The sequence below is a fragment of the Paenibacillus sp. FSL M7-0134 genome (genome assembly GCF_038007865.1).
Taxonomy (GTDB): domain Bacteria; phylum Bacillota; class Bacilli; order Paenibacillales; family Paenibacillaceae; genus Paenibacillus; species Paenibacillus polymyxa_B.
This window is the reverse complement of sequence record NZ_JBBOXV010000001.1, coordinates 1,643,758-1,660,075: the sequence shown is the minus strand read 5'-3', so window position 1 is coordinate 1,660,075 and position 16,318 is coordinate 1,643,758. Positions and strand designations below refer to the sequence as shown.

16 protein-coding genes and 1 riboswitch are annotated in these 16,318 nt (G+C 46.8%); of the genes, 4 read left to right on the top strand and 12 right to left on the bottom strand.

The window, feature by feature from the left end; translation table 11 throughout:
- Nucleotides 1-74 precede the first annotated feature (74 nt).
- The 3 genes from NSQ58_RS07370 to NSQ58_RS07360 all read right to left on the bottom strand — a co-directional run bounded on the left by NSQ58_RS07370 (nucleotide 75) and on the right by NSQ58_RS07360 (nucleotide 3,205).
- The gene (locus NSQ58_RS07370) at nucleotides 75-1,649 is read right to left on the bottom strand and encodes a sigma-70 family RNA polymerase sigma factor (protein WP_069080301.1); all 1,575 of its coding nucleotides are present in this window, start codon (nucleotides 1,647-1,649) and stop codon (nucleotides 75-77) included.
- Between the two features lie 193 nt (nucleotides 1,650-1,842).
- A complete protein-coding gene (locus NSQ58_RS07365) occupies nucleotides 1,843-2,208 on the bottom strand; it encodes a hypothetical protein (RefSeq protein WP_069080300.1) in 366 nt (121 codons plus the stop codon).
- A gap of 637 nt (nucleotides 2,209-2,845) precedes the next feature.
- The gene (locus NSQ58_RS07360) at nucleotides 2,846-3,205 is read right to left on the bottom strand and encodes a HesB/IscA family protein (protein WP_013311832.1); all 360 of its coding nucleotides are present in this window, start codon (nucleotides 3,203-3,205) and stop codon (nucleotides 2,846-2,848) included.
- 372 nt (nucleotides 3,206-3,577) lie between these two features.
- Between NSQ58_RS07360 and mqnE the strand changes: the two genes are divergently transcribed.
- Nucleotides 3,578-4,684, top strand: a complete 1,107-nt coding sequence (gene mqnE / locus NSQ58_RS07355) for an aminofutalosine synthase MqnE (protein WP_023990177.1) — start codon at nucleotides 3,578-3,580, stop codon at nucleotides 4,682-4,684.
- A 204-nt stretch (nucleotides 4,685-4,888) separates the two neighbouring features.
- Nucleotides 4,889-5,956: an NAD(P)/FAD-dependent oxidoreductase gene (locus NSQ58_RS07350; RefSeq protein ID WP_069080299.1), complete on the top strand. Its 1,068-nt coding sequence runs from the start codon at nucleotides 4,889-4,891 to the stop codon at nucleotides 5,954-5,956.
- A 111-nt stretch (nucleotides 5,957-6,067) separates the two neighbouring features.
- On the opposite strand, the gene NSQ58_RS07345 is transcribed toward NSQ58_RS07350, so the two are convergent.
- Nucleotides 6,068-6,325: a YuzB family protein gene (locus NSQ58_RS07345; RefSeq protein ID WP_013311835.1), complete on the bottom strand. Its 258-nt coding sequence runs from the start codon at nucleotides 6,323-6,325 to the stop codon at nucleotides 6,068-6,070.
- Nucleotides 6,326-6,412: 87 nt separating this feature from the next.
- Here NSQ58_RS07345 and NSQ58_RS07340 point away from each other — a divergent pair, with 87 nt between their 5' ends.
- Nucleotides 6,413-6,658 carry a NifU family protein gene (locus tag NSQ58_RS07340; RefSeq protein ID WP_013311836.1) on the top strand — a complete coding sequence of 82 codons (246 nt, stop codon included), beginning with the start codon at nucleotides 6,413-6,415 and terminating at the stop codon, nucleotides 6,656-6,658.
- Nucleotides 6,659-6,750: 92 nt separating this feature from the next.
- Here NSQ58_RS07340 and NSQ58_RS07335 read toward each other — a convergent pair whose 3' ends face one another.
- The 8 genes from NSQ58_RS07335 to NSQ58_RS07300 form a co-directional block, all read right to left on the bottom strand.
- Nucleotides 6,751-7,515: an SDR family oxidoreductase gene (locus NSQ58_RS07335; RefSeq protein WP_023990180.1), complete on the bottom strand. Its 765-nt coding sequence runs from the start codon at nucleotides 7,513-7,515 to the stop codon at nucleotides 6,751-6,753.
- 143 nt (nucleotides 7,516-7,658) lie between these two features.
- A complete protein-coding gene (locus tag NSQ58_RS07330) occupies nucleotides 7,659-8,501 on the bottom strand; it encodes a MetQ/NlpA family ABC transporter substrate-binding protein (protein ID WP_341057108.1) in 843 nt (280 codons plus the stop codon).
- 74 nt (nucleotides 8,502-8,575) lie between these two features.
- On the bottom strand, nucleotides 8,576-9,244 hold the full coding sequence (locus NSQ58_RS07325; RefSeq protein ID WP_023990182.1) for a methionine ABC transporter permease: 669 nt from the start codon (nucleotides 9,242-9,244) through the stop codon (nucleotides 8,576-8,578).
- Entirely contained in the window at nucleotides 9,241-10,263 is a 1,023-nt protein-coding gene (locus tag NSQ58_RS07320) for a methionine ABC transporter ATP-binding protein (RefSeq protein ID WP_053326058.1), read from the bottom strand. Before NSQ58_RS07320 ends, NSQ58_RS07325 begins: the two co-directional genes overlap by 4 nt.
- Before the next feature lie 136 nt (nucleotides 10,264-10,399).
- Nucleotides 10,400-10,539, bottom strand: a riboswitch (SAM riboswitch).
- 125 nt (nucleotides 10,540-10,664) lie between these two features.
- Nucleotides 10,665-11,390, bottom strand: coding sequence for a Cthe_2314 family HEPN domain-containing protein (locus NSQ58_RS07315; protein WP_076159662.1), 726 nt, complete (start codon nucleotides 11,388-11,390; stop codon nucleotides 10,665-10,667).
- A 51-nt stretch (nucleotides 11,391-11,441) separates the two neighbouring features.
- Entirely contained in the window at nucleotides 11,442-13,208 is a 1,767-nt protein-coding gene (locus tag NSQ58_RS07310) for a UbiD family decarboxylase (RefSeq protein ID WP_023990185.1), read from the bottom strand.
- Nucleotides 13,209-13,337: 129 nt separating this feature from the next.
- A complete protein-coding gene (locus NSQ58_RS07305; RefSeq protein ID WP_023990186.1) occupies nucleotides 13,338-14,270 on the bottom strand; it encodes a COX15/CtaA family protein in 933 nt (310 codons plus the stop codon).
- 173 nt (nucleotides 14,271-14,443) lie between these two features.
- Nucleotides 14,444-14,788 carry a thioredoxin family protein gene (locus NSQ58_RS07300; RefSeq protein WP_028541427.1) on the bottom strand — a complete coding sequence of 115 codons (345 nt, stop codon included), beginning with the start codon at nucleotides 14,786-14,788 and terminating at the stop codon, nucleotides 14,444-14,446.
- Between the two features lie 237 nt (nucleotides 14,789-15,025).
- Between NSQ58_RS07300 and NSQ58_RS07295 the strand changes: the two genes are divergently transcribed.
- Nucleotides 15,026-16,315 carry a DUF2515 family protein gene (locus NSQ58_RS07295; RefSeq protein ID WP_068941896.1) on the top strand — a complete coding sequence of 430 codons (1,290 nt, stop codon included), beginning with the start codon at nucleotides 15,026-15,028 and terminating at the stop codon, nucleotides 16,313-16,315.
- Nucleotides 16,316-16,318 lie beyond the last annotated feature (3 nt).

Sequence of the window (16,318 nt, the reverse complement as noted above, 5' to 3'; positions counted from 1 at the left end):
CTAAAAAATAAAAAAGAGTTTTCCATAAACGGAAAACTCTTTCGCGCTTTAAACAATCTGCTTCTATATTTTCTTCAATGTCGGACCAATCCACCAGCCAAATCATCCCATCGCCAAGAAACCTCATGTCCATGGAGATGCAGCCCCCCAAACCACTCGTCGATCCCTTGAACTGCAATGCGGTCCGCTGATCCATTCAGTACCTCATTACCCAACTCTGTCAGAATTACCTTTCGGTTAAGAAAATCCGGAATTTGTCTGAAATCCAAGCCGGCCTCATCCCCGTCAATGATCAGCAAAGGATGTTCGCCTTGCGCCAAAGCACGAATAAATTTCCAGTATTCGAGATCACCCATCCCAAGCACATGCAGGACGTCAGTTACCTGACGAAACAATTCCAATGGCGTATTCACTCCATTATGAACGGCCTGAAGCGTGGTCTGTTCCACAATGCCAAGACCATTCTGCTCCGAGGGCAGCCGCTTGAGATGCGCTGTGAAGGCTTCATAGGCAAAAGGCAGGCCGGATGCTGCCAGTTCTGCCTTCTTGTCTTCCAGCAGATTAGCCATTTGAACAGGATCAGGAGAAGCATACGCCTGCCAAAGCTCGCTTCCAAGCTCCATTTCTTGCCGCCCAATAGTCCGCCAGGTCCCGGATAATGTTTGAAGCTGTGCCGGAGTGAGCTGTCCCAGACCATGAAACCGTTCGATTCCCGGAAACTCCCCAATACAGAGCAGGCTCAGCTTCGTGCGGCCCAGTTTCTGTCTTTTGAACCAGTGGAGCAGATAGGCGAGCATGCTCTGATCAAACAGGTCATGCTCAAACCACAACACGACTTCATCATACTTAATAAACTCACGAAGTTTCTGCTCTTGTTCCTCACAGCTCGTAATATATTTGCTGGCCGGAATACCCATCGTTTCTTCCAGGACCTGGGCCCGCAGTGCCCGTTCTTCCGCCCCCGCTGGATTTGCAAATATCGGTCCTGCCGGATATACCTCTCTCCATACAAGCACATCACCCTGTACAACACCCTGCTTCAACATCTCGCCTACAACATCACCGTTAACAATATGCAGCATGTTTTGCCCTCCCTCATACAAATGATTGAATACGGAAACAAGGTCGGCTACCGGGAGTGTACCTTTCAACTTTCGGCGGGCATCGTGCAGCCGCTTCTTAAGCGTCGGGACCGGAGTGCCCAGATAATCCGAAATTTCCTGCAGAGAGTAGCCGTAAAAATAAAACAATCGCAGAGGCACGCGCAGCTTGGCAGACAGTGCCTTCACCGATTGTTGCAGAACTTGGCTCTCCTCCCTACGCTCCGCAATTTCTGCTAAACCCGGTACTCCTCCGGAAACCTGCACAGCCTCATCCAGAGGAAGCATCGAATGATGCTTGCGCCGCAGCATCCGCTGGCACTGTCTTACGACAATGGTCTTGAACCAGCCTGGAAAAGCGGACGGGGTCTGCAGTTTCTCCAGATTCTGATAAGCCTCTATGAACGCATCCTGCACGGCATCTTCCGCGAGATGAACATCCTTCAGCATGTCATAGGACACCGCATAGGCCATCCCGCGAAAATGCAGCATCAGCTGACCGAACGCTTCCGCATCCCCTAGCCGCGCCTTTTCAACCCACTCCCTCATACGTCCCTAGCCTCTTTTCTTTCGTGTTCTTATTCTTAAGTGCCAACTCCGTGGAGGAAGGTTACAAATCATATTGATGGAAAAATGAATTGATTGATAAAGAGCTTCACTGAACACAGCAACCATATTAACAGATTCTTTCTCAATAGAAGCATAATGTAGTTACAGGCTGTTGGTTTTCAACAGAAATATATCATCCTTTATTTTTTACGAGGTTAAGTTCAATATGACTTCGACCATGTAGCCATAGCAGTTCATCCAGTAAAAACGCCAATCCATCCTTACTACGCAAACGCTCAATCATTTCTGTAACGACCTCCATTATCTCACGCTGTACATTGTTCGCTAGTTGGAGGCCCCCACTTTCCCCATCCACATAAAGATGTGGATGATCCGGTTGATCTACCTTTCGTACATGCCGCAGACACAATATCCCATGTTCAAGATAAAAGAAATAGCTACGATCATACAGAACTCCCTCAAATAATTCATACATATGAGGGTCATCATCAGTTCCATATGTCATAGTAACTCTTTTTAAGCCAACTGGATTGCTCATATATACTTTCACTCCCTCAGAATTCAATTGTAAGTTCCTATACTTGAAATTTTAGTGAAGTAAAACTCTAATTCAAATAATGTGAATTTTTTATTCGATAAGTCCTGGAGGTTTGTATGCAATACTGTAATTTATGTATAAGAAGTCGTTCATTAAATACATTCGCATATATTCTCTCTCACAAATCATCAGCAATATGGTATATATACCAAGTTAACTTCTATTTTGTTAATGAGGTACTTATACTATATGTTTTGAATTCTTATAATTAAAAGGGAGAGTGATACAATGGATTTTATAAAATCTATTTACACAAAACAAAACGTAAATAGCTCAGTACTCTTTTTTGCATTTTTAGTTCTATATAGTGTTTTTTCTGAGATTGAAATTAAACCCGTAGTTCTCTTACTTTTTACAGTTGTATTTGCCTTTTTTAATGCCCTGAGTAAATTGGTCCAATCCATACATAGTGATAATGATCCTAAGTAAGTAATCTCTACACATTAAAAAGACCTCCGGGACGAATATAGTACGTGACTATACCGTTCTGGAGGTCTTGATTTACATTTTCGAATTGTTAACACCCCATCATGCAGGTTTGCAGACAATTCATTTCATTGTACCCTTTTAAACTATCTTAACAAGGCTCTTCGTTCGGTTTCCCGGCATCTGTAGCCGTACGGAAGCTTGAACCACAGCCACATGTCGCTACAGCATTCGGGTTATGAATCGTGAACCCGCCTGACATTCCAGACTCTTCAAAGTCGATTTCCAGACCGTCTAGGTAGCGGATGCTTTCCTTTTCCACTACAATCTTCATATCCTGTACGTTCATATATATATCCTGATCCGTCTCGTTGTCGTCAAAGCCCATTGCATACGAGAATCCAGTGCAACCACCCGGCGTAACACCCAGACGTAAAAACATATTCGGCGTTTCCTGCTGCTCCAGCATATCTTTCAAACGCTCAGCAGCGGAATCGGTGATGTTAATCATAGCTCCATCCTCCTCTTTTACTTCATGTTCTCCTTCAGTATACTCCACTATTAGCAGGTGCTCAAGTCATGGAATGTCCTTCCCTTACAGGCTTAAAGACCTGTTTTTCTATTCGTTTGTATTGAACACCGGTGGTGTGAGGTTTATAATAGGTGAAGAGTGTGTAAAAGAAACTGTCGGAAATTTGTCATTTCAAAGGCGATATTTTGAGACATTCATCATTGTAGCCTGGCATTGTAACATTTTTCACATATCGTATATCCGCGCTGCCGGATTCTTACCGACGGAACGGGACATCCTGTGCGCACCTAGCGCTTGTGCCGCTGATTTAGCGGACAGCCTCGCACAGAGCAACTTGAAGGAGGAATAGGCATGTCCACATTAGTTACACCTTTTACAGACCGCAGAATGGCGGAAATTGTAGAAAAGGTACAGAACGGTATTCGTTTAAACCTTGAAGACGGTATATATTTGTATGAAACTGACGATATCCTCACACTGGGTCAGTTGGCTAACGAAGCTAATTTACGCAAGAACGGAAAAAAGGTTTATTTTATCGAAAACATGAGCCTGTACTTCACCAATGTATGCGAAGCGCGCTGCGCGTTCTGCAATTTCCGCAAGGATCAGGGGGAGGACGGCTCTTATACGTTGTCCGGGCAGGAAATGATTGATTATGTAGAGCAACACATCCATCCGGGGGTAAGAGAATTTCATATCGTCGGTGGTCATAATAATCATGTGCCTTTCCAATACTATGTAGACTCATTGAAGGCGCTGAATGAAAAGTATCCCCACGTTACACTGAAAGCTTACACTGCAGCGGAAATTGACTTTTTCACACGCATAAGCGGCTTGAGTATTAAAGAAGTGCTTCAGGAGCTGCAAAAGGCTGGACTTCAATCCCTGACTGGTGGTGGCGCGGAAATCTTGTCCGACGAATATCGGAAGAAGATGCGTGTTACGAAAGCCAACGTGGACCGCTATCTCGAAGTACATCGCACGGCCCACAATCTCGGCATGAAAACTCATACGACTATGCTGTACGGTTCGGTCGAATCGTATCAGGATCGTATTGAACATATGCTGCAAATTCGCGAATTGCAGGACGAAACGAACGGATTTATGGTATTTATTCCACTGTCCATGCAGCCGAAAAGCAAAAACGCCAACATCATGCGTCGTAACTCCGCTTACGAGGATCTCAAAACCATTGCGATCAGCCGCCTGATGCTGGACAATATCGACCATGTCAAAGCTTACTTCATTAATATTGGCCCGCAATTGACGCAGGTCGCTCTCACCTTTGGCGCATCAGACGTCCATGGCACGATTGTGCGTGAGCAGATCAGCCATGCCGCAGGTGCGTTAACCCCTGCCGGATTGACCCGTAAAGAGCTAATCTGGCTGGTCAAAGGTGCAGGACGCATACCTGTAGAACGGGACACCTTCTATAACGAAATCGAAGTTTTCGAATAAATGTAATATCGGATTCAGATTTCCCGCGAGCATTTCATCCCCATTACTCACACCATGCAGCATCATGCTGCCTCGGAATACGCTGGTCTGCCTGACAAAGGCAGGCCCGATTCTCGGGTTTTATAACAACAAAAACTTGTGTTTGATCGATAAGACACCAGACCATTTGCCGGGGACACGGTAGCGAAAGGAAGGCGGATTTTGATGAAAAATTTCGTTATTCTGGGGGGCGGCTATGGCGGCCTTACCATTGCCAAAGAATTGCTGGATAAACACATTCCCGACGATGTTCAAGTTATTTTAGTGGATCGAATGCCCTTTCAGGGGTTGAAAACAGAGTACTATTCCCTAGCGGCAGGTACGGTTTCTGATTTTGATTTGCGGGTGCATTTTCCAGATGAACAACGTCTTATTCGCAAATATGGAGAGGTCACCTCGATGGATCTGGAGAATAAGATTGTCCATTTTCAAGACGGTGAACCCTTGCCCTATGACCAGCTTGTCATTGCGTTGGGTTGTACCGACCGCTTTCACAATACACCAGGGGCTGAGGAACACAGCTGTACGATCCAGTCATTTAACCATACTCGCCAAACCTATCTGCGCTTGAACGAAATCAAGCCATATGGACATGTTCATATTGTAGGCGGCGGTCTTAGCGGTGTTGAGATTGCTGCGGAGTTACGTGAAAGCCGCACGGATTTGAATATTACCATTATGGATCGGGGCGAGCGGGTGCTATCGGCATTCCCGCAACGTTTGTCTGCCTATGTACATGCTTGGTTCAAGGAGCATCAGGTAAATGCGCTGAATCATGTTGCGGTTTCCCGTATTGAGCCGGGGGCTATTTATAACCGTGACGAGCAAATTGTAACGGATGCAGTGGTATGGACGGCTGGGATTCAGCCAGTAAAAATCGTGCAGGATTTAGCCGTCCCTAAAGACCCTCAGGGTCGCATCGTGCTCAACGAGTATTATCAAATACCGGATCATCCTGAGGTGTATGTGGTCGGAGACTGTGCGAGCCTTCCCTACTCTCCAAGCGCTCAAGCGGCAGAAGTGCAAGGGGAGCAAATCGCACACATTGTACGTGACCTGTGGAAGGGCCAAACGCCTCATCCGCATCCTTTAAAGCTGCGCGGTACATTAGGCGCACTTGGCAAGAAGGCCGGGTTCGGCTATGGCTTTATGGGCAGTACCTCATTGCGCGGACGAGTACCACGCCTGCTTAAAAGCGGTGTGCTCTGGAAGTCCAAACGCCATTTTGGATAAACGTATGCTAAACAAACAAAGATGACCCGCTCTCAGAGCAGGTCTTCTTTGTTTGTTTAGTGTTTGCATCATGTATATTCTCTACAAAAAGGAGCTGTCTAACAGAGCCTTTCAATCCAAATCTAGGTTATCCCATGCTTCAGCTTCCTTAATTTTGTCCATAATCACTTCGTACAGAAGCTCTGCTGAATCTGCGGATACAATCTCGCCGTTGACCATCGCATAGGGTTCGGCGTTGCACTGACCGCAATTGCTTAGGCAGCCGTATTCAATCACATCATAATCTGGATTCTGTTCCAGCTTGGACATGATCTCATCGGTACCCCAATGCATATTACTGGTGCAAAACTCAATAATAGGTCTTAACATTTTTTCACCTGCTTTGGATGACGGGCATTTTAATTTGGCCCGCTTTGTAATATAATAATAAAGGTATAGGAAAGGAGTTGAATTCTAATGAGCGAAACACAAAGCGTTCAAATGTATGACGAAGTAGCAGATGTACTGGATAAGCTCCGTCCGTTCCTGCAACGCGATGGTGGCGACGTTGAGCTGGTTGACGTTGAAGACGGCATCGTTAAGCTGAAGCTGGTAGGCGCTTGCGGCAGTTGCCCAAGTTCCACAATCACGCTGAAAGCAGGGATTGAACGCGCTCTTCTCGAAGAAGTCGACGGCGTCCAAGAAGTGGTACAAGTATTCTAATGCTTGATGCATAATGATCATGAGAGTCTTGACTTCGGTAACGAAGCTCAAGACTCTTTTTTGTATTACAGCGTCTGAAGGATCACTTAAGCTTATATGGTTGGCCGAATGGGATCTAAACCTCCCGATACATCCATAATATTGCCTGTTATAAAATCCGAATGCTCCTCACATAAATAGGCGATCACTCGTGCAATGTCCTCTCCGCTCCCCGGACGTCCACGCGGTGTCTCTTTATCCTGCATGCCGATGACATCGGCGATTGACATTTCCTTATTTGCTCCTCGGATGTCCCCTGGACAGATCATATTGACCGTAATGCCATAAGGAGCTTCCTCCACAGCCAGTGACTTCGTAAAAGACACCAGCCCCACCTTGGCGGCTGCGTAGACGGCACGATGCGGCCAAGCCCTTGCTTCTCCAGCATGACCAAAGCCAAAATGAATAATACGTCCCCAATGCTGGCTACGCATGTGGGGCAATACCAAATGATCCAGCAGCATGGTACCAACCAGATTTCCTTGTATCATGGCATGAATCTCAGCTACACTGTAATCCGCAAACAGACGGCGTTCCCGGATGAACGGTCCGGCATTGTTCACCATAATATCGACTCCACCCAGCCGATCCTGTACTTCACCAATCAGCCTCGTGATATCTTCCTGAACAGAGATATCCCCTTGTAAAGACAGGCAGCGTACTCCCTTAGACTCAATCACCCGCTTAAGCGCTTCGGCTTCTGCTTGGCTATGCACATAATTTAGCGCAATATTACAGCCTTCATCCGCCAGACGCAAAGCGGTCGTTTTACCTAAACCTTTGGCACTGCCGGTTATGAATGCGACTTTATCTCTCAACAATTTTCCTCCTGTTCACAGAGAACGGTCACCCCCAAGTATAAAATATTTGAGCTTCCCCTACAACTCCATCCAAAAAGAAACCCCAGTCCTCTTGTTCAAGAGAATCTGGGGTTTGCGTGCAATGCGTTCTCGTTCCCTGCTTAAAATGCTGGAATAATCGCGCCTTGGTATTTATCTTCGATGAATTTTTTAGTTTCTGGAGATTGCAAAGCTTTGATCAGCTTCTGAATCGCTTCGGAATCTTTATTATCAGGACGTGCTACCAGAACGTTAGCATAAGGAGAATCTTTATCTTCCAGTGCCAGTGCATCCTTCGTTGGATTCAGCTTCGCTTCCAGAGCGTAGTTCGTGTTGATCAACGCAATATCCACTTCAGGCAACTGACGTGGCAGCATAGCCGCTTCCAAAGTCTTGAATTCCAAATTTTTCGGATTCTCTGTAATATCTTTCACCGTGGATTCAATGTTTCCTTCGTCTTTCAACTTAATCAGACCTTGCTTGGATAACAGCAGCAAAGCACGGCCTCCGTTTGTCGCATCGTTCGGAATGGCTACAGTTGCGCCATCTGGGATTTCATCAAGCTTTTTATATTTTTGGGAGTAGATACCGAATGGCTCCAAATGAACTGCGCCCACAGAAACCAGATCCATTTTGCGCTCTTTGTTCATCACATCCAAGTAAGGTACATGTTGAAAGAAGTTAGCATCCAGTTGCTTGTCAAACAATTGTACGTTCGGCTGTACATAGTCGTTAAACTGAACGACTTGGAGACGAACCCCTTCTTTTTCCAACTGAGGCTTGATCGCTTCCAAAATTTCCGCATGCGGCACAGGAGAAGCTCCAATTTTCAGCTCCACTTCACGTGGTGATCCGCCTGTATTTTGGTTCGCATTGTTTGTATCCGATGTTGTGCTCTTTGTACCGCAAGCCGCCAGCACCGCAATTAATGTCAAGCTTAATACAGCCAATACCCATTTCTTCATGTTATTACCCCTCCAATAATTTGTAATATTCAGGAGCAGACGTCCTGATCAATAAGGATATCTATATGTTTTCCCTATTTTCGAGTATAATGCCGCACAAGACGATCTCCCGCCATTTGCAGCAATTGTACCAATACGACCATCAGCACGACCGCAACGATCATGACAGCCGTTTCATAACGATAATAGCCGTAGTTGATAGCCAGTGTACCCAGTCCACCGCCCCCGATCATCCCGGACATTGCCGTGTAGGATACGAGTGTAACGACGGTAATGGTTAATGCAGCGAGCAGACCCGGAAGTGCCTCACGTAACAGCACACGCCGGATAATTTGTCCTGTCGAGGCACCCATCGCTTGTGCGGCTTCAATGACGCCCTTGTCCACTTCACGCAGAGACGTTTCGACAAGACGTGCGAAGAATGGGGCAGCCCCAATAACCAATGGTGGAATGGTTCCCAACACCCCGGTCGAGGTACCTACCAGCGATCGTGTAAAAGGAATAAGTGCAACGATCAAAATGATAAATGGTACGGAACGTAAAATGTTAACGATGAATGATAATACAATGTATATCACCTTCATCAGAGTTAACGAGGAGCGACTCGCCAGAAACAATAATATGCCAAGCGGCAAACCAATAATGAGGGTGAACAATGCGGATGCTCCGAGCATCTGAAGGGTTTCCAGAGTAGAATTCCCTAGCTCATCCCAACTCACTTGTGAAAAATCAAGTTCGCTCATTGTCCGATCACCTCCACATCAAGTCCTTGCCCAGACACTTCGCGCAGCGTATGCTCTATATCTTCATGGTTTCCTTCAAAACGAACGATCAGCTGTCCATAGGGTACATTTTTAATCGTAGATATGGTTCCCTGCAAGATCGCAAAATCAACACCAGTGCTTCGAGCCGTACGCGACAGAATCGCATCATATGTTTTACTGCCCAAGAAGGAGATACGTACCACCTGCGCCGACTCACCGCCACCTGCTGCCGCAATCGCTGCTTGCAACTCCTCGGGATGTTCTGACTCCCGTTGGATAAAGTCCTTGGTTACCTGGTGCTGTGGCTTCAAAAATACTTCCGCCACTGGGCCTTGCTCCACGATGTCGCCCTGATGAATGACGCCAACTCGATCACAAATGCTTTGAATGACATGCATTTCATGTGTAATCAGCACGATGGTTAAATTAAAGCGCTGATTAATATCCAACAGCAATTTCAGGATAGACCCCGTCGTTTGCGGATCAAGCGCAGAAGTCGCTTCGTCACACAGCAATACATGAGGATCACTAGCCAGCGCCCGTGCAATTCCTACCCGCTGTTTCTGTCCACCTGAGAGCTGTGACGGATACTTTCCACTGTGTTCTTCCAGACCCACCAGTTCCAGCAGCTCACGAACTTTCATGTCCAGCTTTTCCCTGGGAGTGTTTACCAACCGCAAAGGAAATGCAATATTGTCATACACCGTTGCCGAAGATAACAAATTAAAATGCTGAAAAATCATTCCGATTTTTCGACGTTGCTTCTGTAACTGGGATTGACTCACAGTAGCGAGGTTTACCCCGTCTACCCATACTTCACCTGAAGTAGGGCGTTCCAATAAATTAATACAGCGGATCAATGTACTTTTCCCCGCCCCGGAGTGACCAATCACTCCGAATATTTCTCCACGCTTTATAGAAAGATTCAACCCAGATAGCGCATTAACGCGTCGGTTGCCTTTGCCATAATGCTTGGTTAACTGCTTAAGCTCTATCAACGTGCTGCGACCCCCTTCACTTCTTCCTTACCCTTTTAACCAATTGTCATCTCTCAGGATTGTATAAAATCGCTATTTATTTATACAAAAAAGAGCCCCTTTCACAGAATGAAAAGGGCCCCACCTTGCGAACCTTTTCTCATCTGCCAAAATCGCTATAACTCTAGCGGTTTTGTAGGAATTAGCACCATCATGTTCCCTCCCAGTGTATTACACCGGGAAAGAACGGGTTGCCGGGCTTCATCGGGCCAGTCCCTCCACCTCTCTGGATAAGAAAAATATGTTAAACTCCAGCTTTAGCTGTCCGTTAAGTTTATATAAAAAAACATAATTCAAGCATTTTTCTGAAACTAGGTTTCAGTATAGATAGTTTACATTGCTTTGTCAAAGGATATTTTCTATCATATTTTTGGGCGTACTGCCCGATTCTCCCATTGTTTCGCAGTATAAGTAAAGGCGTTTGACAGCGACCGACATACCATTTCCAAGCCCTGCTGCAAATCTTCCAAATGGTGATCGAGGTCCTCCAGTTGGATTTTTCCATACAAAGCTCGGTGTCGTTGCCAGAGATCATCCTGCATTTCCGTATTCATATAGTGTATCTCCGTATTCCGACGCTTACGCAGCCGATTGATGGCATCGTTGTAAGTATCCTTGATATCAATTAAATTATCGGTCAATACAGGATGCATTTTGAGATACTTGAGCTGCCGCAACACGGTAAAATACGAATAGTGCGCCTTATACTGCCCTGTTTTTAAATCATACAGATCATTTAGCCAGTTACCCAGCTTATCCAAAATAGAGAAAACCCGAACAAACCCATCTTTATAAAAGAAAACATATAATGCATAATCGGATTTTTCATCCTCACTCATATCTTCAGCATATCCGGCTTTCACTTTCATACGGAAAAAGGCGGAAGCATGATGGCTCTGCTCCAGTTCATCCAGAGATGACATTAGACCGCGTGTTAAAATATCCGCCTTCCGAAAATCGTGGGTCGGATCTCCACCAGCCTGAATTTGCCGCTCCAGCAGGTTCAACATAGCTGACATGCTATTCATGGCATCTAGCAGGATGCCTTTGTTCACACGTGGTGGCTCACCCAGTAGCTTGCGTATCATGCTTACGCCTCCTTATAAATGTAGAATCCGGCTGTAGGTTTAATTAGGGCGTCAAGCGAAATAACTCGTCCATCGTTGATCTACAAGCTTAACAATATCCTCACGCGGTAACACCTCATCCGGATACCCCGGCTTCATACGCGCATCCACTACAATCGGCAGCTTATAGTTCAGATGATGCAAACGCACTTCGCTGTCCGCGTACATATCCGTAGCCGGGTTAAAGCGTGTGAATACCGTCCACAGGAACGAGGCTTGAGAGCGAACGACTTCTTTGGCATCGTCCACAATGAAAACGAGCGGCCACTCTTGCTCACCCGCTGCTAATCGCTCCAAAACACGTGCCGCCAGCTCAGGCTCCTGCTCAAAGGGCGCACCCGATACGACGAGGCAACCTCCGCAATAGGGCTCAATTTCACGAATTCCCGGCAGATCGCCTCCCTCATAAGCACGAGGCAATTCACGTACAGGCTCACCTATCCCCATCAGAATCGCCTTACTGCCATGATTCAGCTTGCGGCCTGTGTAATCGAGTGTATCGTGTGACGTGTGATTGAAAATAAATAAATCCCTTGCTGGATTAAATCGCTCCAGAATGGTTTCCAGCAGTAGGTTAAAGTCAGATAAATCAATTACTCGATCCGTCAGCATCAGGAACTTGGTCAACGACAATTGACCTTGACCCAAAATAGTAAAACCGGATACAAGCGCTTCACGGGAGTAGCTTTCACGTACCACTGCCGCTGCCAGCGCATGTACGCCCGTTTCCGCATACGCCCACAGGGACTTGACGGAAGGCATCACAAGCGGATAGGCAGGCGACAGCAAACGTTGCAAAAACTCACCGAGATAGTAGTCTTCTTGCCGAGGCTTACCTACAATGGTTGCCGGATAAATGGCATCCTTGCGGTGATGCATATGTTTGACATGAAATACAGGGAAATCATGCTGTAATGAATAATAGCCAAAATGATCACCAAACGGGCCTTCCGGACGGCGTTCATGAGGCGGTACATAACCGCTGATTGCAAATTCTGCTTCTGCTGGAATCCGGTGACCCCCGAGCGGGTCTTCTGTCATGGGCAGCTTGCCTCCCATAATAAGCGAAGCCAGCAACAGCTCAGGCAAGTTTTCCGGTGCTGGCGCAATGGCAGACGCAATCAGGGCAGGCGGGCCACCGATGATAATCGTCGTAGGCAATGGCTCATTACGCAGTTCCGCTTCATGATAATGGAAACCGCCGCCTTTATGAATTTGCCAGTGAATGCCCGTCGTCTGATCATCATAAATCTGAATGCGGTACATCCCCAAATTATGATCCTTGGGCTGACCTGGCTTCTCAGTATACACGAGTGGAAGCGTAATAAACGGCCCTCCATCCTCATGCCAACTGGTCACTTTAGGCAGTGGTGCCAGCGGAGCCTCTGTACGGCGAACTCCCAATACAGGGGCCTCGCTATGAGATACTGTTTTTAGCCCTACTTTTAGCATGTCCTTAATCAGGCCACGTTCATTCCACAATGCTTTGGGTGTAGGTGGAAACAATGTTTTGGTCGCTCCTACAATCGCATCCATCAGCTGCTCTGGTCGCGGGCCAAAAGCCATGTCCACACGGCGATTTGTGCCAAACAGATTACTGGCTACAGGAAACGGGGTTCCTTTTACATTCGTGAACAGCAGTGCCGGCCCTTCTTCCTCAATGACTCTTCGATGAATCTCAGCCAGCTCCAGGTAAGGATCGACAGGTGCCTCTATAATTTTAAGATGATTTTCTTTACGCAGCGCTTCAATAAATTGGCGCAAATTCTGGTAGATCAACTGGACGACTCCTCCTAAGCAAATCAAGCCCTCGAGAAACTCGCGGGCCTGGTTTGTTTCTTATATGCTATTATACGTGTTTAAACGCCTCTTGGGCAAAAATCCGCTTGACTATGATCTATGAAACGCTTAGGTACGTTGTGCTTGGGTCGGAACAAGCTTGCGGTCCGGTGACAATTGCCATACACGATAGCTCAGATAAGCCAAGATGGAGAACAACGATGCAATCACCAGCATATGTCCCAGCACGATAAACATGTAGATTTCAGGTTTGTTGACGTACAACAAGATAATTCCAATCACCACTTGAAGCAAGATTAACAAGACCGATACGACACCCAATATACGGATATCCCGGTGGTTCGGGTGATAACGGTATGAGTAGTGACCCACAGCCAAGATAATGACGAACAGCAGACCAGCTGAAATCTGATGAAGCAGCAGTGGAGATATGAAGCCCCCAATATTTACAACCTTCTGGATGACCGAGTGACTAAGCAACGCCCCTGAATAGACAGCAATATAGGTATAGATCGTCGATAACCATATAAAGTTACGAAAGCCCCGACTGACAGGCCCAGGAATCAGACGCGGGGTGTGGCGTGAATCTGCATGCTCCTGCCAGGCCCCCAGCGTCATCATAGTCGCACTGGCAAAGGCGATAAGCGCAAAGCCAAAATGCAGTCCCATGACTGCAGCCGATTGGGAAAAGACGACAGCCAACGCCCCCATTGCACCTTGTATGATGACAAACATGAGCGTGAGCAGCGAGAATAGCTGCAAATCCTTCCGATGCTTCATAAACAGCAAAAAGCCAACAAATGAGGCGATAGAAAGAATCCCGGCCATGGCACTGACGGAGCGATGAGAGAACTCAATAAGGGATGCAATCGTATGTGCCGGAACCAGCTTGCCATTGCACAGCGGGAATTCCCGGCCACAGCCGAGACCCGAATCCGTCCGCGTCACGACACCTCCACCGAAGGTAGCCAAAAACATGACAATACATGTTACGAGTGCCAGCCATTTTAATATTCTGATTTTGTTATTCAAAGAATTCACCCGTATCCTTCCAAATATAATATTTATTCACTTTATATGTTGTGAAATGATCACTTAAAGTAATTATAACTGATATATCGTTCCTTGACATACGAGCTTTGTTGACAAAATGTGAACGTGTCCGTGAGAAAGCCGCCCCCTGAGAAGGAAGCGGCTTTCTGAATGTCTTGATGTTATTTTGCTAAGCTCGCGTGGACTTCAACAGCCCGATCCAAAAATTGCTCAATCTCTTCGCGGGATTTGCGCAGTCTGTTCACCAGACGTACCAGTTCTCGCCCTTCACTGTAAGCGATAAAGCTAGGAATCCCCAATACATTTTGCTCTTGACTGACGCTTTCGGCCTGTTCTACATCAATCTCAATTAATGTAAGCTTATCTGCATATTGTTGTTCCACATCAGGCATGAACGGATCGATGAAATGACAATCCTTACACCAGTCCGCCTTAAACACAGCCACCGTAACGCCCGGAGTGGATATTGCCTTATTAAAGTCTTCATGAGAGACGATTTTTTGCATGGATGATTCCTCCTTAAATTCTTTTTGTGCTGAAAAGATTGCACTTTCTATTGTAACGCCAAGTGAAGCTTTTGCACACTACCCCATTCTACTCACATGCCGATTGGAAGCCCTCTCATTGAGGCATACTAAAGATATACTTAAGAATCCACATAAGCGTCGACATCCTAACAGCATACCCAACATACTTGGCAGGATACGGGGATGCTTGCAGTTGGAAAGGAGGTTAATTTAGTCATGTCTCTTACCGAATGGCTCCATACAGCATCTCGACAGCTTCAAGGAGGGCTAAAGTTACTGGGTTCCGTTCCCCGTGTTGCAGAGGAAGCTTGGGAGGGCAAACGGGCGGCTTGGACCGAATCCCGCAAATTACGCTCCCCCTTGCGTGAACTAGCGTGGGATTATCATACGGCACAGGCCGCTATGAATGAAGCTGAAGCGATAATGTTGGTGAACGGACCCGCTACGCGTCCCTCTTCTCTGAATATGCCCTTATGCGAAACAGACTGTGAGCTACTGGAGAGGATCAAGAACGATACAGCACAGGAGAATCGCAGCAACGTCACCCGCACTGCCGCTTACCTTGAATGCTATCGTGGCTACCCGGAGTTACACTGGGCATTACTGGCCCACCTGGTTTCTCGTAATGGCGGCTATAATATGACCGATCTGAAAGGGGGACTGATTGGCAACCTGTTCGGCGAACAGGAAAAGGAATGGCTGTATCGGCTACTGGAGCGCTGTAACGCCCTTATTTTTCAAGACGCTTATCCGCAGTTGCAACTTTACATGCACAGCCGTCATTTGGGTCGGAGTTGCTTTCACTTGTTGCCTTATTTTCACGTTTCGCCATTCATGAAGCCCTTTTGGGAACGTTTCTGGGCTTGGCGGGATAGCTCTCTGTTGACTGTGGCGCTCATCATTAATGAACAAAACTATATTGAAGGACGTGTGGTAAAAGATCCGTATTTCCAAAAATTTGTGACACACAAGCCGGGCTTTTATTTGCATGACTGGCTCCAGCTAAATCAGGTTATATTTCCACTTGGACTGAACGGTGGACTTGCTGGACTAGTAATGGAGCGTTTCGGCCATTTGGACGAGCGGATCGGCTTTGGCAAAAGTCTCTATGCTATGCTCTTTGGCCATCAGCAGGTGCTGGACCAGGTATCCGCATTCGCTAACAGTGTGCCGCATACAGGTTCACGCAGCGACTATTGGCCCGGATTGTTCACACCGAATGAACAAAAAGCGCTGCACTCTCCAGATGAAAGTGCAACGCTTTTAGCACATGAATGGCTACCGCCAGGACAACGTCTGTACAGTCCGGAGCTGAACGCCGTCTGGTCCGATACAGCTTATGATCCAATCCCCCGGTATGACTGGTTTCAGGACGGCTCCACACTTGGACATCTCAGCGAACCAAGGCGACCGCTGTTATTTGCCATGCGCCATGAGCATCGTCATGGCATTCAAAAAACAGCAATGGCCCACGTTGCCCATAACAGCTTGCAACCTTTCCACTGAAAG